General features: G+C 34.7%; 15 protein-coding genes and 1 tRNA gene. 12 read left to right on the plus strand and 4 right to left on the minus strand.

Features of this window, described 5'->3' with window-relative positions:
- The first annotated feature begins 861 nt into the window (after positions 1 to 861).
- The 4 genes from Cop2CBH44_RS07300 (at position 862) to Cop2CBH44_RS07315 (ending at position 3,270) form a co-directional block, all read left to right on the plus strand.
- Positions 862 to 1,698 carry an XRE family transcriptional regulator gene (locus Cop2CBH44_RS07300; RefSeq protein WP_021931223.1) on the plus strand — a complete coding sequence of 279 codons (837 nt, stop codon included), beginning with the start codon at positions 862 to 864 and terminating at the stop codon, positions 1,696 to 1,698.
- A gap of 218 nt (positions 1,699 to 1,916) precedes the next feature.
- The gene (locus Cop2CBH44_RS07305; protein ID WP_044227841.1) at positions 1,917 to 2,381 is read left to right on the plus strand and encodes a MaoC family dehydratase; all 465 of its coding nucleotides are present in this window, start codon (positions 1,917 to 1,919) and stop codon (positions 2,379 to 2,381) included.
- Positions 2,382 to 2,492: 111 nt separating this feature from the next.
- A complete protein-coding gene (locus tag Cop2CBH44_RS07310) occupies positions 2,493 to 3,047 on the plus strand; it encodes an HD domain-containing protein (protein ID WP_246469187.1) in 555 nt (184 codons plus the stop codon).
- Positions 3,048 to 3,183: 136 nt separating this feature from the next.
- Positions 3,184 to 3,270 (plus strand) — tRNA-Ser (locus tag Cop2CBH44_RS07315).
- Between the two features lie 104 nt (positions 3,271 to 3,374).
- On the opposite strand, the gene Cop2CBH44_RS07320 is transcribed toward Cop2CBH44_RS07315, so the two are convergent.
- The 3 genes from Cop2CBH44_RS07320 to Cop2CBH44_RS07330 form a co-directional block, all read right to left on the minus strand.
- The gene (locus Cop2CBH44_RS07320) at positions 3,375 to 4,634 is read right to left on the minus strand and encodes a metal-dependent hydrolase family protein (protein ID WP_200755813.1); all 1,260 of its coding nucleotides are present in this window, start codon (positions 4,632 to 4,634) and stop codon (positions 3,375 to 3,377) included.
- 183 nt (positions 4,635 to 4,817) lie between these two features.
- Complete coding sequence (locus Cop2CBH44_RS07325) at positions 4,818 to 5,831, minus strand: T9SS type A sorting domain-containing protein (protein ID WP_200755814.1); 1,014 nt, start codon at positions 5,829 to 5,831, stop codon at positions 4,818 to 4,820.
- Between the two features lies 1 nt (position 5,832).
- The gene (locus Cop2CBH44_RS07330) at positions 5,833 to 7,308 is read right to left on the minus strand and encodes a chitobiase/beta-hexosaminidase C-terminal domain-containing protein (protein ID WP_200755815.1); all 1,476 of its coding nucleotides are present in this window, start codon (positions 7,306 to 7,308) and stop codon (positions 5,833 to 5,835) included.
- Positions 7,309 to 7,664: 356 nt separating this feature from the next.
- Here Cop2CBH44_RS07330 and Cop2CBH44_RS07335 point away from each other — a divergent pair, with 356 nt between their 5' ends.
- The gene (locus Cop2CBH44_RS07335) at positions 7,665 to 8,228 is read left to right on the plus strand and encodes a 30S ribosomal protein S16 (protein WP_021931049.1); all 564 of its coding nucleotides are present in this window, start codon (positions 7,665 to 7,667) and stop codon (positions 8,226 to 8,228) included.
- Between the two features lie 128 nt (positions 8,229 to 8,356).
- Entirely contained in the window at positions 8,357 to 9,250 is an 894-nt protein-coding gene (locus tag Cop2CBH44_RS07340) for a glycosyltransferase family 2 protein (RefSeq protein WP_021931050.1), read from the plus strand.
- Positions 9,251 to 9,257: 7 nt separating this feature from the next.
- Here the strand turns inward: Cop2CBH44_RS07340 and Cop2CBH44_RS07345 are convergent, their stop codons facing one another.
- Complete coding sequence (locus Cop2CBH44_RS07345; protein WP_200755816.1) at positions 9,258 to 9,707, minus strand: DUF695 domain-containing protein; 450 nt, start codon at positions 9,705 to 9,707, stop codon at positions 9,258 to 9,260.
- A gap of 575 nt (positions 9,708 to 10,282) precedes the next feature.
- Here Cop2CBH44_RS07345 and Cop2CBH44_RS07350 point away from each other — a divergent pair.
- From Cop2CBH44_RS07350 to Cop2CBH44_RS07375, 6 genes are read left to right on the plus strand one after another with little or no spacing between them, the layout of a single operon-like run.
- Positions 10,283 to 12,748 (plus strand): DUF4493 domain-containing protein, encoded by a 2,466-nt coding sequence (locus tag Cop2CBH44_RS07350; RefSeq protein ID WP_200755817.1) that lies wholly within the window; start codon positions 10,283 to 10,285, stop codon positions 12,746 to 12,748.
- A gap of 29 nt (positions 12,749 to 12,777) precedes the next feature.
- Positions 12,778 to 14,055 carry a DUF4493 domain-containing protein gene (locus tag Cop2CBH44_RS07355; protein ID WP_021931053.1) on the plus strand — a complete coding sequence of 426 codons (1,278 nt, stop codon included), beginning with the start codon at positions 12,778 to 12,780 and terminating at the stop codon, positions 14,053 to 14,055.
- Complete coding sequence (locus Cop2CBH44_RS07360; RefSeq protein WP_021931054.1) at positions 14,055 to 16,199, plus strand: DUF4493 domain-containing protein; 2,145 nt, start codon at positions 14,055 to 14,057, stop codon at positions 16,197 to 16,199. The genes Cop2CBH44_RS07355 and Cop2CBH44_RS07360 overlap by 1 nt, the downstream gene beginning before the upstream one ends.
- Positions 16,192 to 16,932 (plus strand): hypothetical protein, encoded by a 741-nt coding sequence (locus tag Cop2CBH44_RS07365; RefSeq protein WP_021931055.1) that lies wholly within the window; start codon positions 16,192 to 16,194, stop codon positions 16,930 to 16,932. The genes Cop2CBH44_RS07360 and Cop2CBH44_RS07365 overlap by 8 nt, the downstream gene beginning before the upstream one ends.
- A 17-nt stretch (positions 16,933 to 16,949) precedes the next feature.
- On the plus strand, positions 16,950 to 17,813 hold the full coding sequence (locus Cop2CBH44_RS07370) for a hypothetical protein (RefSeq protein ID WP_021931056.1): 864 nt from the start codon (positions 16,950 to 16,952) through the stop codon (positions 17,811 to 17,813).
- A gap of 7 nt (positions 17,814 to 17,820) precedes the next feature.
- Positions 17,821 to 19,452 (plus strand): PCMD domain-containing protein, encoded by a 1,632-nt coding sequence (locus Cop2CBH44_RS07375; RefSeq protein WP_200755818.1) that lies wholly within the window; start codon positions 17,821 to 17,823, stop codon positions 19,450 to 19,452.
- Positions 19,453 to 19,659 lie beyond the last annotated feature (207 nt).

The raw sequence follows: 19,659 nt of genomic DNA on the forward strand, positions 1-19,659 counted from the left end.
ACATATTAAATTCTGTTAAGGAACATTATTATATATAATTTCTACTTCTAATTGATATTCTATTAATACTAAAAAATATTTACACACAAATAAAGCCAAGAATAATAAAAATAAACGAAATTTATACTTAGTAAACGTAACATTTTATATAATTTGAGACAGAGATAAAAAGTTTTATATACAAATTATGCTTTACCTAAAGTAGCAAAATCAGTTAGACTTTAAAAACATGGATAGGGATAAATCAGTTTTTTATAACATCCTAATTTACAATTATATATATTTATCGAAAAACAAATATACTATAACACTTTAAAAAAGGGGCAAACAGACTTTAATCTATGTTGGGTCTTAGCCGAGCCTTCTACTTTAAAGTTAGTGAATGCCCCTTCTTATTATGGTCTTCTTTTACTACAGCATACTACTTTTTATAACAAAAACTATCTCAAAGATAAATACGTCTATAAATTATTATTGAAAATAAGTACAAAATACAATGAAAATAAATAATAAATGCTTGTAAAATAGCATATCTCCTTTTTCTTTTATATATGAAAAAGGTTATACTACCATACCTTATTTCTTACCACAAAAGGGCAACTACGCAATACGTTAGAGAACGAATGCATCGTTGCCCATACTATGACCTTCCGGCTCTATATAATTATAATGTGATGTATTTCTTTACTTCTGATTTTCAAAAGAAAAAGGTATAATAATACCCTCCGATAAATATACCGGCAAAAAAAAATCATATAGCCTTATTCTTGATATAAAATATTAATTATTACATTTGTATACCATTTTACGATGCAAATATAGGAATTTGTTTACATATACAAACATTTTCCTATATAAAATATGTTAAAATATAAACATTTTCCTATGGATGTACGGGAGAGGATAAGTCAAATCATCGAAATAAAGAAATTAAACAAGAATTCTTTCAGTAAAAAAGTTGGAATTCAACCTCAAACCCTACATCACATTCTAAAAGGCAGACAAACATATCCTTCATATCAGGTTTTAGAAAAAATCGCATTAACATTTACCGATATAAACTTAAGATGGCTCATTACCGGAGAAGGTAACATGATATTACCACCCCAACAAACATTCCAATACAAAGAACTCGAAGAAGAACTACCCTCTCAAACCAGCGATTTGCCATTATACACAACAAAGAATATCCGTATTCCAATTGAAGAGCTCACAGAAATTACCCAAAAAGGTAATAATCCCGACAATTACAATAACTTACCATTCTTGTCTTTGCCGTCATTTATCTTGAATAATGATACATTCCATCTATGTACCCAAGTGAATGATAACTCTATGTTTCCGACATTACCATTTCAGTCTTATCTTATTGTGAGCCAAGTTTCCAATAAAAAAGAAAATATATCCAATAACGATATATATATCGTTATTGATAACTGCAAAAATATTTTTATAAGAAGAATAAGGAAAAGCTTGAAGAAAAATACCATTATTTGCATCTCTGATAATCCGAATAAAAGTTTATATCCCGATATAACCTTATCTCTAAACGAAATAGATTCGATATGGCATTTCGAGATGCTTCTTTCTGCCGATTTGCCAACTTCTCTTACGGCTACAAATAATATTGAAACATTACAAAATGATATTTCTGACATCAAAAATACCTTAAGGAAATTTCTAAATTCAGAGAAATGAAACAATAATAGGACATATCCTCAATAATTCCTGAAATATGTTAATAATTAATTAATCAATTGTTAATGTATCATCTTAAATAAAGAAATGTGTATTTTTGTATCCGTTTAATAATAAAGAAATTTATATTATTCATTTCTTTTACAAATTATATCAAAATAATTTGTAACTAATTATTAAACAAAAAATATTCATATCAGGAAATAAAAATCATTATAATGAGCCAATTAGTTATTAACAGTTACGAAGAGTTCGAAAAATATGTCGGACAAGAACTAGGTGTATCAGACTATCTGAAAATCACTCAAGAACAAATAAATCAATTTGCCGATGCAACATTTGATCACCAGTGGATACATGTAGATGTCGAAAAAGCAAAAGCAGAAAGCCCATTTCATACAACCATAGCCCATGGATATCTAAATCTCTCTATATTACCTTACCTTTGGGGACAAATAATACAAGTCAACAATGTAAAGATGCTGGTAAACTACGGCATAGAAAAGCTTCGATTCAACCAACCAGTATTAGTAGACAGCGATGTAAGAATAAGAGCAAAACTGGTTTCACTCATTAATTTAAGAGGTATTGCCAAAGCCGAAATCAAGGTCTCTTTAGAAATAAAAGACTGTAAAAAAACAGCACTTGACGCTACAGTAATATTCCTTTACCATTTTAAATAAAACAAACAAGTAACTCCATACAAATGCGGTAGCTTTATCTTAAGTTATCGCATTATTTATTCTACATTTATCTATCACAAATATATGCTACCCAGGGATTTTATAAATTTAATGGCAATTGCAGAAAAAATGAAATGCAATGCCCGACATTCATGGACATCCACTCATCGACAAGAAAGCGTAGCTGAACACAGTTGGCGATTATCATTGATGGCTTATTTCGTTCAAGACGAGTTTCCAGAAGCAGATATACAAAAAGTGATATTAATGTGTATATTCCATGATCTTGGAGAAGCTATCACTGGTGACATACCAGCTTTTCTAAAAACCTCTAAAGACGAATCAATCGAAAATCTGGAGATATCCCGATTAATCAAATCTCTGCCTCAATACTACCAAAAAAAATTGACTAACCTATTTCAAGAAATGAATGATTTAGTCACTCTTGAATCTAAAATATACAAAGCATTAGACAAAATGGAAGCTATTATGCAACATAATGAAGCCGATATATTTACCTGGCTTCCATTGGAATATGAACTCAACCTAAGCTATGGTTCTGATGAGGTAAAATTCTCCCCATACATGGAAAATCTTAAAAAAGAAATTAACAACGATTCCTTATTAAAAATAAGGAATGCAAAACAAAATATTGAAAAGAAATAATAGGACATTACTTAACTGTAAAACAGGATGTTACATACATTTTTATAAAGAATAAAAAAAGAAATACAACATTATATTTGGCAAATACGCAAAATTACCTATCTTTGCACCGATTTAGTCGAGAAAAGCTCACAAAGGAAGGATGGGTGAGTGGCTGAAACCAACAGTTTGCTAAACTGTCGTACTGGCAACGGTACCGGGGGTTCGAATCCCCCTCCTTCCGCTAACAAAAAACTTGTAAATAAATTATTTACAAGTTTCTTTATTATACAAACTAAAGACTTGCTTCCCTTCAAAACTGAATAGCATATAATAAGATACTCTTCACTATAATATATTTTTAAATATTTCACCACCTTTCATAATTAAAAGTATATTTTTTCCCGGGTCTCCTAATAAATCAATATTATCCATCGCATTACCATCCAATATTATCATATCGGCCCAAGCATTCTCTTCAATTATGCCCAACTTACCAGGATAGGAATTACGAGAACCAGAAAGAGATAACAACTGCGCATTGTCATACGTGATCATCCTCAATATTTCATAATTTGTAAACCATTTTTGCAATTTCAAAATCCCTTGATTCTGATTTTTCGTATTCATTGGATTAAAAAGCAAATCTGTGCCCCAAGCCAATTTCACCTGATATTTTTTGGCCAGATTGTAGGTATGGTCAGTACCATCTACCACTATTTTATGTTTATCTTGCTGAGCCTTACTTGGATATTGATTATCGTTATAGGTAAAAGGTTGCATACTAAGCCACGTTCCCTTCTGTGCCATAAATTCCATTGTCGGCTCATCTATCAAATGCCCATGTTCTATGCTTTTAACTCCAGCCAAAACAGCACGCTTTATAGCTCTCGGAACATAAACATGAACCATAACATAAGTACCAACATCCTCCGCAGCTTTAACCGCAGCCCTAATTTCTTCTTCAAAAAACTGTGTATCTTCCAGCTGATCATACAGAGATGCCACGCCACCCCCCGTCATCAACTTTATCTGACTTGCCCCCAACCGGATATTGTTACGAGCAGCGACAGTAACAGCATCAACACCATCAGCAATAATAGCAGCTCCAATCTCCTCAGTATGGCTCAATTTACAACAATCAAACGGACGAGGTTCTTCATACACAGCTCTGAAATCTCCATGACCACCAGTCTGTGAAATAATAGCTCCACACGGATATATACGAGGTCCCGGCAATATCTGCTCATCAATAGCTCTCTTTATACCAAACACCGGTCCTCCTGCATCACGTACTGTTGTAAAACCTCTTAACAATGTATTCTCAGCCTCCTTAATAGCCTTAATCTGTGTATAAGCAGAATCTGCAGTCAGAAGGTCTATCATTGTATTACTTGACATAAAAGTATGCCAATGAGCATCTATCAATCCAGGCATTAAAAATTTACCCTTTCCATCAATTATCAAAGTGTCTTCCGGAACAATAATATCCTGCTCCGAGATTTTCCTTATCAAACTATCTTCTACGAAAATATTAGCACGGAAAACATCTTTATTACACCCGTTGAAAACCAACACATCATTAATCAATATACTACTATTTGCCATTTTCTATCGTTTTTCAATTCATCCATATAAAAAAACTCAAAACATAATCATTGGTTCACTCTCACAAAAATAACGTACGAATTTTTATATACAAAAACCATAAATATCATAAAATAGATCGACCTGCAGATATCTTGTTGACAAGATATCTGCAGGTCGATAACAAGATTTTACTAAACAATTTTAAGGTATAACTACTTTGTATGTTTTACCTGACATTTTTATCAAATATATTCCACTTTCCAAGCTAACATCCAAAACATTCTTTCCTACATTACAATACTGAACCGCAACCTGCTCTCCCGTAATATTGTATAGATAAACATTCTCTGCAACAAGACTCGATACCCAAATTTTATTTTCAGACAACCATATTCGCGGGCACTCCAATGTTGATTTTCCTATATCAGAGGTTTTCCCCAATACAGCAGCTTCCCATGAAGTCGCAACCCGTATACCATCTACTATAATATTTATATCTTGATGGCCCTGACGTAAACCGATACCCGCCGGGAATATATCATCTTTATCTCCCGAGGTGCTCACAATAGGTCCAAGGGTAGGATTTTCAGGCTCTACTTCTGAAGTCATCGAATCAAAAACATATAAACTCACTTTATCATTATTATTTCCAGGAACAACTTCATACTTTAAAACCATTAAATATGTACGATATTTATCTATAAAATCAGAAGTCGTATACAAAGCTTTTTGATTATCGGAAAAGGACAGTCCTATATTCTTACCATCATTACTACAATATACTCGTGCATCATAATCAAACTTGGTACTAGTACCTCCCATCCATGTAGGTAACTCCCCATCCCAAAGATGCAAAAAATATTGGCCATTAGCTCCTCCTGCTCCATTAATCTGCACAAGAAAAGCAGCATATACACTTCCCTTGCTCACTTTAGGAAAAGGAGTATATACGGCTTCCCCATCACCTTCCAATTGCACAGCACCCCCTATTCCCGTAGCTACATATCCATCAAAAGACAATCCAGAAACCACCATAGCAGGTTCACCCGAAACATTAGCTATCCATCCATGCTCTGTCAATAAATCACCTATATTATAATCAAAATTTTCTGTCCAGATTTCTTGCGCTGACAATGTAAAAACTGAAAAAAGACCAGCAAGAAAAAAGACGTGGAAACTCCACGCCTTTTTACACATATCATATAATATTCTCATATCACAAAATTACCTTTACAGCCTTTCCGTCGACTTTTATGATATAAATACCCTTAACAACAGGAACTACACTTTCCGCATCAGCCTTAAAAGCTTTTATTTCTTGTCCCTGCATATTATAAATATTTACATTTTTACCATCAGCCCCCTTAATATAAATATTACCATTAGCTGTATATACATCAATATCAGATACCGTCTCAGTTTCTACTGATACAGTTTCTTTTTTATCAATATTTACATTATAAATTTGCCATGTATTAGCAACCTCGTTCGATGACGTATATTTATATGCTATATGAGTAGGATTCTCCGTCGTATTATCTATTTCAATATCTCCAGAAGGAGTTATAGCATATGTCTCGCCAACAGGTGACCACGTTATACCTTCAGTAACAAAAGTCCAAGAAGCTGTAGCCGGATCAGAGTATCCATCATAATCAAACGAATAAGCAAAACCGATACCTGTCCCATCAGATTCTTTATTTTGTGCACTCTCAAAATTAACGACTATTTTTCCTGCAGGAATAGCCGGAGAAATCAACCAATCTTCATTTTCAAATCTTGATCCACTTGAATATCCAGATATCTTGGCATATGTCGTCTCCTGATAAGACGCTGCAGCCCAAACTTGCTCTCCATTAATACTACAAGGATACCAGTCTGCTAATGACCCGTCAAATTTTTGAAGATAAGGCAATGCTACTACATCATTCGCATCAACAGATATTTCTCGAGTTATTACAGTACTGCTTTTACCATCTTTGATAGCAATAGCTTTTATCGTTGATGACTCAGTCACCGGTATCGGAGCTGTATATTCTGTCGAAGTGGCAGAAGGCACTTCACCAGAATTTATATTATAATAAATTTTAGCTCCCTCTGTCGCAGAAGTAAGTTCTACAGTTGCTTTCTCTATGTATTTTTCATATCCGTTCAGCGCCCCTGCAACATCGAATACAGGTGCCTCTACTACATCTTCTGCTACACCAGCCGTCAACGATATAGCTCCAAGTCCGATATTTCCATCAACTTTTTCATCATAATACCACTTTATATAACGGACACTTTTATTCTCAATAGAAAATTCCTCTTCCACAGCTTTTCCTTTAGGCAAAGAAGCTTCTGCATAAGACTTTACCACAACATAATCTACTCCATTTTCCGAAACAGAAACCGTAAAAGAACCATCAAAAGTATTTAAATTTCCCGCATTCCATTTAATTGTATAAACCAATTTATCAGGTACTCCCGTAAAATTCAATATCAATTCAGATCCCTTTTTGTTAAGTTTTAAATAAGGTTGAGACCCATAGTCTTTAGAGTCAATATTCGTAGCAACCAAACCTTCGGTCTTCGCTATATCTGCATATTTCCCATCAAAATTAAATGGAAGCGAAGCTTGAGCAAAAGCACTTACACATACCCCTACACACATTGCAAGAGTCAATAAAAATCTCTGAGTAATTTTTTTCATAATTAATTATATTTTGGTTAGTTAATAATATATTATTTAGTCTCAAAATTACAGAATTTAAGAGATATCTACAAATTATTATCTTAATTTATTTATTACTATTTATATAAATCTATAAAAGAAGAAATTATTCTTAAAATAGTAAGAAAAGTCCCTAAATACTGCTTACTCAGAAGAGCCCCAATACTAGAATTGCCCCCTTCTTTTATCACAATATCATAGACAAAACTATAACAGAAAGAAGAAAAAATATAATCTAAATTCGGAAGTTTTTGAGAGACATTATTTTGTGATACAAAAAAATATAGTACATTTGCACCGCTAATGCAAAATATTAACTAATTAACAAATTTCAAATGGCAACAAAAATTAGATTACAGAGATTCGGACGCAAAGGTTATCCGTTTTATCAAATTGTAATCGCCGATAGCAGGGCACCACGTGATGGTAAATTTATTGAAAGGATAGGTTCTTATAATCCGAACACTAATCCTGCTACAATAAATTTGAATTTCGATAGAGCTTTGTATTGGCTTCAAACCGGTGCTCAACCCACCGATACTGCCCGTAACATTTTATCAGCACAGGGAGTGTTACTGAAAAAACATTTATTGGGCGGTGTTAAAAAAGGCGCGTTCTCAATGGAGGAAGCAGAAAATCGTTTCAACGCTTGGTTGAAAAACAAACAATCTGTTATCGAATCAGTAAAAGCAAAAGTAAACGAAGCAAAAGCTGCTGAAGCAAAAAAACGCTTAGAAGCTGAAAAAGAAGTAAACAAAGCTATTGCTGAAGAAGTAGCAAAGAAAAAAGCTGAAAAAGCTGCCGCAGAAGCTGCCGCAGCTGCTACAAGTGAAGAAACAGCCGCTCCAGCAGAAGAAACACCTGTTGCTGATGCCCCGGCTACCGAAAGTGCTGAATAAAAATTTATACAGCATACTTAAAGAACATATTCCCTCATGAAGAAGGAATATGTTTTTTTATAATACCTCTTTTATTGTTAGTTGATTTTTTCTACCTTTGAAAGCAGTCGAACAATTTTATATATGACATGCTTTCTATTCTGATTCCAATATACAACTACGATTGCCGTTCTTTAGTCAAAGATTTACACAAACAATGTACTATATCGGACATCCCTTTTGAAATCCGGCTAATCGACGATTGTTCCGACCATTTTCAAAAAGAAAATCAAAGTCTATCGACACTCCAATTTGTACACTTTACAGCCTTATCCGCCAACATCGGACGCTCCGCAATACGTAACCAGTTAGCTCAAGAAGCAAAATATGAGTATCTTCTATTCATTGACTGCGATGCCGGAATATGCAACAATTATATTGCGAAATATCTTCCATTCCTCCCATCTGATAAAATAATCTGCGGAGGTCTTTTATATGATATCAAAGACTATACTCCGGAAAAAAGCCTTCGTTTCCAATATGGACATAAAAGAGAAGAGAAATCTGCGCAAACACGCAATAAGGCTCCATATCAAGCTTTTACCTCTTTCAATATGCTAATTCCTAAAAAAATATTCTTGGCTATCAAATTCGATGAATCAATTACCAAATACGGACATGAAGACACTTTATTGGGTATTATGTTAGAAAAAGAAAAAAAAGAAATCTTACATATCAACAATCCTCTATACCACAAAGGCATTGAGAACAATATTATTTTTCTACAAAAGACACAACAATCCATCATATCTCTCAAAGAATTATACGAAAGAGCAGAATATCCTTCCCAACTATCTAATAAAATAAAAATTCTTTCATTTTATAAGAAAACTAAACCTCTACACATCCCGATATCTTTCCTGTTTACATCGATAAGGCCCCTTATTGAAAAATATTTAATAACAAATAAAAAACCCAGCCTCATCGTCTTCGACTTTTATAAGCTCGGTTATCTCTGTACATCGATGCAAAACAGTAAATAATCTATTATTATTCAAAATCATCACTCCCCTCTTCCGGTTTTGACTCATACATCTCTTGATATTCAGCCCATCCTAAGTCCTTTTCTGTATATATAGACAATGGTAACCGTTCAAAATCAGCAAGTGCATCATTCAACATCAGACCAAATGCCGGGACATTACGGGTATAAAAGACCCATGTTCGTTCACCTGCTCCCGTATATACACCTGTAAGTATTGCCAACTTATTCTTTTCCATAGAGCGTTGCAAGACAAGCTGTACTTCCTCCATCTTCTTAGCTTCTTCTTCTGAAGGCATACCATTAATAGCAGAACGATATGACCATGTAACTTCCGCCCGCTCTCTAAATTTACCCGATTTCCTAAAATCAGAAATATTATCACGACCGGAAACCACAATCATTTGGCCATCCTCACTTTCGGCCAAAGCCGTAAACCATATATCTGTCAACTTCATAATTTATCTTTTTCACAAAGATAGCCAAGTTTCATAAAAATACAGATAAAGTACTCATTAATCTTAATCAGGAGATGAATAAAAAAAATATCAAATCCCTATCCTTTTTTAAAAATAGAATACTTTTTTGTATCAAACATTTGTTTTAGAATAGGGGTATATTAGAAATAGACTACAAATTCTAATAAATAGACATTTATTTATTAAATACAATATCCTAATTTTGTCCCGAATTTAAAAGTTTCTTTAATAAAAAGCGAATTTCTTTATTTAAGAGATATACAAAATTCAAATTAAATATAAATATATAATATCCGAATGAAATGTAATACACATAAACTAATAGAATAAATAGACTTTTATCTCTGCAAAAGTTACTGAAAATGAGGCAAAATCAAGGTAAATAAAAGGCAAATCAATTATTTTGCTTATATTTGCAAACAATTTATAGGTTGAAAACGTATGAATATCCAGTAGCAAATTGACAGGTATATAGTCAAGTACAAACGGGAAATATACAATAGGTAAAAATTTCCGAGTATATAATGATAAAATTGCAATTAACCCAGAAACAAATGAAACTCAAAATACTTTTTGTATGTAGCGTATGTGCTCTACTGTGTTTAGCATGTATCGAAAACGATAAGGAAATTGCAGGTTATGGATCGCTAACATTAGATATATCAGCCGACTACAAGGTAAACGAAGTAACATCAACAACTCGTTCTGAAATTGACAATACTGTACCAGAAACAGTTCTTCCGTCTACAAGTGATTTCAAAATATCCATTTTTGATGCTCAAGGTGGTGTTTATAAAGAGTGGGAAAAATTCAGCCAATTTACCCCTGATACTCAATATCCAATAGGCACATACTCACTAAAAGCATCATATGGCAATATTGATGAAGAAGGTTTTGACTTACCATACTATGAAGGGACTTCTTCTTTTACTATAGCCAACAAGCAAGAATCAGTTCTTGATGTAACATGTTATCTCGCTAATGTAAAAGTTTCTATCGATTACACCGACGCATTTAAAAAATATTTTACCGATTATTCTGCAACAATACATGTAAATGGTGGTAAATATATAAAATTCGATAAAAATGAAACCCGTTCTGCCTATATAAAACCAGGAGATATAAATATCATTCTTTCAATGACCAAACAAGATGGCAAAACTACAACATTCGAACCATCAACTATTACGGGTGCTATAGGAAAAGAACACTACCGATTAAAATTTGATGTAAATAATGGAGAGGTTGGCGATGCACAACTATTGATATCATTCGATAACTCAACTACCGAAAAACCTATTACTATCGATTTATCTGAAGATTTTTGGAATTCTAAACCACCTTACGCTATTAACGAAGGCTTCGAGTCAAATATAACACAAGAAATAATAGAACTTGGAGAGGTTTCTGCCCCATCTGTAAATACAATGATTAACGCTCGAGGTGGGATTTCAACTTGTACATTAACTACAAACTCAGCCTATCTTCTGTCTCATGGATGGCCTGCAGAAATAGATTTGGCTAACACCGATATCCAAAACCTAACAAATAACGGACTAAAAGTTAACTGGCTGAAAAATACAAAAGGTGAACGTACCATGGCAGTCATCGACTTCACCAACTTGATTCCTGAATTGATGATTACCGGCAATTCAGATACACATGAATTTGGAGTAGTCATTAAAGATAAATTCGGAAAAGTAAATGAGCCGGTTATATTAAAAATAAAAAATACTCCATTAGAAATAATCCTAAATGATCCCGAGCCTGTATATATAGGTAGTAATGAAGCACTTATTCCTGTACAAACAAACGGAGAATTCGATCAGATAAAAATAAAATACCTCTATGCCGGAGTCTGGCAAGAATGCAGTAATAACGAACCTGTCACTGTCGATGGAAACAGTTATATAAAAGCAAATATCATTACTGCAAATGAGCCTGTCAGCATTTTAGCAACTTATCGAGATAAGAAAGACTCAGAAGAAAAGAAGCTGAACGTTAAAGTTCCCGAATACTCAATTACGATAAATCCAGCAGATGTATGGGCACATAAGAGTTCCATCTCATTAAAAGCTTCAGATAGTAAATATCAAGAGGTTATCAACAAATATGCCAATATATATTTATCGAGTGACAGAAATGATTGGAAAAAGATCAATGCTTCTACAGAAAACGGATATTATTTGATAGAGTCCTTATCTGCTGCTACAACGTATCATGTTAAAGCTTCATGCATGGAGAATGAATTCAGCGAATCACAATCATTCTTGACTGAAGAAGAACTTAGTTTAGAAGATCCCAGTCTTGAAAAATGGACAGATAATACCCGAAAAAGTTTAATGAACGGAGCATCATTCTGGTCTTACGTAGATGTTACAGCAAACTATCCGGAGTCATATTGGGCTTGTGTAAATCAAAAAACATTTGAAGGAAGCCCTAATGTGAAATCTACATATAATATTGTTCCGTCAGCATTAAAACGTACAGGACGCACCGGCAACTGTGCCCTGATTCGTACAGTGGGCTGGGATAATGGTTCTGGAAACTCTGGAATAAATCTCAAGCATGTTGCTGCCGGAAAACTATTTATGGGAACATATAGTTTTGACCATAACAATAATAAAGATACATATAACTACGGGCAGCCATTCACCTCCCGACCCGCATGCGTCAAATTTTGGTATAAATATCTACCGAACGGAAATGACAATTTCAAAGCATGGGTCGTTGTCGAGAATAGGACAAACGGTGAAACCATCCGTTTAGGAGCAGGAGAAATAACCGGGGGAGGCGAGACTACTGAATTCATAGAAAATGCAATACCGATTACATATACTAACACCAGCTTAAAAGCTACACATATGTATATAGCATTTTCCTCTTCAGCAGCTTGTTCTGATGAAGAAGGGACAGAAACATCAAATCTAAAAAGCCTTGTCAAGAATGGAGAAATCGACGGTTACACCCATTACGAAGGGAGTAACTTATATATCGATGACATATCCTTAACATATTAAGATTCTTACAACATAGAAAATAAAGTATTATGAGAAAAATATATATAATTACATTAGTTCTTTCTGCCGGGCTATTTTTAACGACATCTTGTGACAGAGAAAAACTCGACTATGAGCTTACATCATCTTCTACGGGAAATAGTTCAAGCAATGGACAAGACGGACCTACTGGGCGACTGTTAAAACCTCAATTGACAACTACACGTTCTATAAATACTGATGAATATCTTATTGGTATCTATAAAGAAAACGGAGAACAAGTTGAATTACTAAAATACAATGAAATAAGTGAAGATGGTATTGTCTTAAAAGTGGGGAATTACAAACTGACGGCCAGTTCACACAATGTACAACCAGCAGAATGGGATAAACCATGGTATTGTGGAGAGTCAGATTTTACTATTGAAGAAAATAAAATTACAGAAAATGTCGATGTGACATGTAAACTGAAAAATTTAGAAGTAAAAATAGAATTCGAAGATAAGCTTCTTGCCTTAATGGACGACAATTACAAAGTAACTGTTGAGATAGGTAAAGGTTCCCTAATATATACCAAGACACAAAAAGATCAAAATATAGCCGGCTATTTCTATGCTGAACCAGATCAAGATGACAACATCTTCTATGCAGCTTACTTTAATGGACTTGTTGATGGCATAGCTACGATACAAACGGCAAATGGCAAGGTATCGAAAGATACCCAAACACTAACCATCACATTTAAACTCAAATCTACAAATCCCGACGGAAATTTAGAAAATGGAACTCTCAATCCTTCTATAGGCTTAGATGCCACAGCCATAATTGTAGACAAAAATTTTAACATCACTATTGAAGAAGATCTCATTGAAGAAGATCCAGTTAATCCTCCCTCCGGAGGCGAAAATGACATGAGTATAAGCGGCAAAGATTTTAACGGAAAGACCTTTGACATTAAGAATCCGATTACTCTTCCAACAAATATACCGGAAGAAGGCATACCTGTCATCGTAAAAATAAATGCTCCCAGCGGAATCAAAGGCCTGAACGTAGATATCGTATCTGAAAAATTGACTCCAGTTCTTCCTGGAGTAGGTTTAACAGATCATTTAGATTTAGTAAATCCCGGAGAATTTGAAACTGCAATCAAAAATTTAGGATTTCCCGTTAAAGAAGATGTTATAAATAAAACCGAACTCGACTTCAATATCACACAATTTACTCCATTATTAGGTATATATGGGGCTGGGACTCATCAATTTGTTATAAACCTTACTGATAACAATGACAAATCTATAACAGAGACACTGACTATAATTACTCAATAATGAAAAAGAAAACCATATATAAAATCTTATGTTCATGTGTAATACTATTGGTATACGCTTGCACACAAGACATATCTTTATCAGAAGGAGAAGGAATTCTTAAATTAGGAGTTCGAGTCGATGATGCCATCAAGATGGTGCCTATACAATTAGGTCGCTCAACTACACGAGGAGCGCTCACCAAAGCATCACTTGAAGAAAGTTGTAAAATATATATCCGAAATTCCAAAGGACTTATCCGAAAGTATGAAGGAATGTCAAATGTACCATCAGAACTACATTTGACGAGTGATAGTTACAAGGTAATTGTAACAGCAGGAGACTCTGTAAATGCATCGTTCGATACTCCTTATTATAAAGGAAGCGAAACTTTCACAGTAAAGGGAGGCCAATCTACAGAAGTAAATGTTACATGCTGCCTGGCAAATACTTTGGTCTCTGTAACATACGATAATAATATCGCAACACTTCTTGATCCGGAAAGTTGTGTTGTCACCGTATGGTCATCAGTCGGAGAATTGGCATTCGATTTCTCAAAACAAGATAACGCCGGTTATTTTATGATGCCTACCGGAGAGACAGAATTACAGTACAAGTTAACGGCTAAAGATATTAATAACAACTTATTTGAATATACAGGAACCATAACAGACGTAAAACCTTGCTATAAATATAAATTAACTTTTGCAAATAATGGTGAAGATTATCAGGAAGGTGGAGCATTTATCAAAATTACAATAGACGAAAGCCGCATTGAAGTAAATGAAGATGTATACATACGTCAACGGCCTGATATAATAGGCTATGAATTTGATATCACCCAACCTATATACCAAGAAATCGGAGAAGGTATTGCAAGGACAGTATTTATTAATACTACATCAGAACTCAAAAGCGCAATGCTATCCAGTGAACAATTTGCTCAACTAAATATCATTCCATCATCATTCGATTTTATGGCAATGTCTGAAGGAGAAAAAGCAAATCTTGAAAATCTGGGTATCAGCTACGAATACATTTACAATGCAGAAAAAGAAGAATCGTTATTGAAAGTAAAATTCGCAGAATCCCTCATGCAACCCCTGCCTGAAGGAGAATATATATTTACCTTCTCAGCCACTGATATTGCTGAAAAAAGTAGGACTCAAGACTTCAAGCTAATAGTATCCAATGCAACAGTATTGACCGAAGAAATAAATCCAGTTACCGTCTGGACCAACAGAGCCCGTTTAGAAGGTAAAAAGATAAAAGCTACTCAAGCCGAATTAGGATTCCGATATCGCAAATCAGGAACGACTGACGAATGGACTACAGCCCCAGCTATAGAATCAGGAGACACTTTTTATGCTGATATCACAGATTTAACACCAAATACTACTTATGAAGTAGTTGCAACAGATGGACAACAAGCATCATCTGTAACCAAAACATTTACTACCGAAAATATAACCCAATTACCTAACAATAGTTTTGAAAACTGGCATCAAAGTGGCAAAATATGGCTGATTTACGGAGAAAATGAGAGCATATTTTGGGATAGTGGAAACCACGGTTCTTCTACATTAGGTGTAAATGTTACCAATTACGATGAGTCGACCCAAGTAAATGGAAATCGTTCTATAAAGTTATCATCCCAGTTTGTAGGAATATTGGGTATAGGTAAGTTCGCTGCAGGAAACCTATTTGCAGGAGAATATGTAGGTACTGATGGTACTGATGGTATTCTGGACTTCGGGCGTCCGTTTACTGATCGTCCGGCAACTCTTACCGGATATTACAAATACAATCAAGGAACGATCGATTACGTGGGTTCTGGGACTCCAGAAGGAATTACATCAGGAACTCCGGATATCGGATGTATATATATTGCTATTGGAGATTGGGATACACCTGTTCGTATCAAGACTAAAGATAAAACATTATTTGATCCGAACGATGAACACATCATTGCTTATGGAGAACTAAATCTGACTCAAGGACAAACCGATTGGAAAGACTTTTCTATAAAGTTAGAATACCGGTCGAAAGAACGTAAGCCCAAATACATTATTGTAGTAGCCAGTGCAAGTAAATATGGTGATTATTTTACAGGAAGTACTACAAGTACATTATGGTTGGACGATTTTAATCTCTCTTATGAATAGAAAAACAAACAAAAAAATATGGACACTTATTTTATTCGGAATAAGTGTATTATCAGTATACGCAGGAGACTTTGACCGAGGAATAAAACAACATACCTTTGTCCCCAAAGGTCAATGGATTGTAGGAAGTTCTATATCTTACTCCCAATATGACGATAAAAATTATAAATTTTTAGTTATCGACGGGTTTGATGCCAGCGGTTATTCCTTCAAAATAAGCCCAGTCCTATGCTATGCATTCAAAGATAATTTGGCAGCAGGAGGACGAGCTATGTATCAACGCACACTAGCAAAAATAGACCGTCTCGATATAGGTATCAATGATGATATGAATATCAATACGAAAGATATTTACAAGTTAAGCCATTCTTATTCAGGAATGGCCATTCTGCGTTATTACATAAGTTTGGGAAGTTCTGCCCGTTTTGGCCTTTTCAACGAAGCACAGCTCAGTATTGGAGGCAGCCAATCGAAATACGTAAACGGGAAAGGAGAATCTGTATCAGGAACATTCTCTTCATCTACCGACCTCCAATTTGGAATGGCACCGGGCCTTGTTGCATTCGTCAATAATTATACGACAGTGGAAGTCAGTATCGGAGTATTAGGACTAAACTACAGTAAAACCCGACAAACAACGGACCAAATTTATAATGGTGATTATTCGTCAAGTTCAGCAAATTTTAAAATAAACTTATTCTCAATTGGATTAGGTATAGCTTTTTACCTCTAAACGAAACAAAATTGAAAATGATAAATAAGCATATTTTCACACTATTGTTCCTCTGTTATGCCCCGATAGCCCTCCTTGCTCAATCGGAAGAGATAAAAAACAATACAATTTTTACCAGCCATACCATAACAGAAGATACAACCTCTAACAATATAAAGACATTGCCTCTCGGCCGTAAAACATTCTTTACCAGCCGAGCAGTAGGGCGTTTTAATCGAGGAATCACCAATTATTTATTTATCCCTAAAAAGCAATGGATGGGAGGTATGTCTGCTTCATATGCTAATTTTGACAGTAAAGACAGCCGGATGTTGCTTTCCTTATTAAAAGATTTTGATTTCTATGGATACACTGTAAAAATTAACCCATTTATAGGATATTTTTTCAAAGACAATCAATGTGTCGGCGCTAAATTAGGCTATACCCGAACAATGGGACGATTAGGTAATCTCAATCTCAATATTGAAGATCTGGACTTGTCAATGAAAGATATGTATCTAATGGAAGATATTTTCAGCGGTACTATATTTCATCGTTCTTATGTCGGGCTCGACACACACATGCGTTTTGCAGTATTCAATGAAACATCCCTGTCGGTCGGACATGGCAGTACTCGTTTTACCCGAGGTAAAGATGGCGAAGAAAGTCGAAAAGATACCCGTACAACAATTACCGAAGTACAGTTAGGTCTAAACCCCGGATTATCTGTATTTATCATGAACAATGTCAGTACAGAAGTGTCATTTGGAGTGCTCGGGCTCAAATATCGCAATGAGAAACAGAAAACAAACCAAGAAGAAACAGGTTCCCATACATCCAGCGGAGCTAATTTCAAGATTAATCTATTCAATATCAACATTGGAATAACTATACATATATAATACAGTTATGAATCGATTCTTAACTTTTCATATATCGCTCCATTTTGTCGCAATAAGCTTATTACTACTCATTTCCATGGGATTGAGCTCATGTCTTAATAACGACATACCCTATCCTCGCATCCAAGCCGGATTTGCAACATTCACTGTTGACGGCCAGACTGGAGAGACAATTATAGACAACGATAAACGTACCGTAACCGTCGAGCTTAACGAAAAAACCGATATCAATAAAGTTGCTATAAAACAAGTAACACTCACTCCTGACAATGCACAGGCTTCAATCCTTTTAAAAGGAGAAATTGATTTAAGCAAGCCTTTGAATGTTATCATATCGCTATATCAAGATTACGAATGGACAATCATTGGAAAACAAAATATAGAATATATATTTACTGTAGAAGGTCAAATTGGTAACGCATATATAGATCCAATAAACCAAAAAGCCGTAGCTTATATTGGTACCACTGGGGATTTGACAAAAGTAAAAATCACAGACTTAAAATTAGGTCCCATTGACATCACCAATATGACTCCAAATCTAAAAGACCAATATTGTGATTTTTCTGCCGGTTCCATAAATGTCAATGTAACTTACCATAATCAAACTTTAGAATGGAAACTTTTTGTATTTCAAAGAGAAAGTAATGTTACCACAAATGAAGCGATTGCTTGGGTAAATGTTGCCTGGTTATCCGGAGAAGGAATAGAAGGTCAAGAAAATGGATTCCAATGGCGGGAAGCTTCTGCAACTGACTGGCAAGGCTCAATACCGTCAGAGACTACAAGCAGTACTTTATCGGCAAGATTGTCAGGATTAAAAGCAGAAACAGCTTATATATACCGAGCTTATTCAGGAGAAGAGTATGGGGAAGAAATCATGTTTACTACAGGTAAAGCTATCCCTCTTGAAAATGGCTCATTCGAATACTGGCAGAAACCTAAAAAAATATGGTTGGTCTATGGAGAAGGACAGGAGATGTATTGGGATAGCGGGAACCACGGCTCATCAACATTAAACAAAAATGTGACTGAACCGACAGAAGAAACATATAATGGAACAGGAAAAGCAGCACAACTAAAATCTCAATTTGTAGGATTATTTGGCTTAGGTAAATTTGCTGCAGGAAATCTATTTGCAGGGAAATATGTGGAAACTGTAGGTCTTGATGGCATACTATCTTTTGGCCGTCCTTTCACTTCGTACCCGACCAAACTTAAAGGATATTATAGCTATACAACAGCAACTATAGATTATAACAGCAATGGATACGAAGAATTTTCCTATCTGTTGGGAAAACCGGATACGTGCTTTATATATGTAGCTTTAGGAGACTGGGAGGAACCCGTTACGATCCAAACCAGCACAGACAAAACTAAACGCAAACTTTTCGACAAAAAAGATCCTCATATCATTGCCTATGCAGAATTAAGCCAAGGCAGTAACACAAATGGCTATCAACCATTTGAATTAGAACTGGATTACTCTTGGAATTGTACTAATGGAAACAACAATAGAAACAGAAAACCTACACATCTCGTTATTGTTTGTTCTGCTAGTAAATATGGCGACTACTTTACCGGAGCCGACGGAGCAACACTTTTACTTGATAATTTCGAACTGGAATATGATTATTAAAACTACTATAAATATACCACAGACTTATAAATCTGTGGTATATTTATCTTTATAAACTTTCTACCAAAAAAGAAATTCTCATTATTTATACTATTTATACTAATCATTTCATCTAAGCGAAATTTCCTTAACGAATATTGGATATATCCTAAATATCAAATATCTTGGGCATAAAATTTCTGTTTAGAATAGTCTGCTATAAATGAT

The organism is Coprobacter secundus subsp. similis (genome assembly GCF_015097275.1).
In the GTDB taxonomy this organism is placed as follows: domain Bacteria; phylum Bacteroidota; class Bacteroidia; order Bacteroidales; family Coprobacteraceae; genus Coprobacter; species Coprobacter secundus.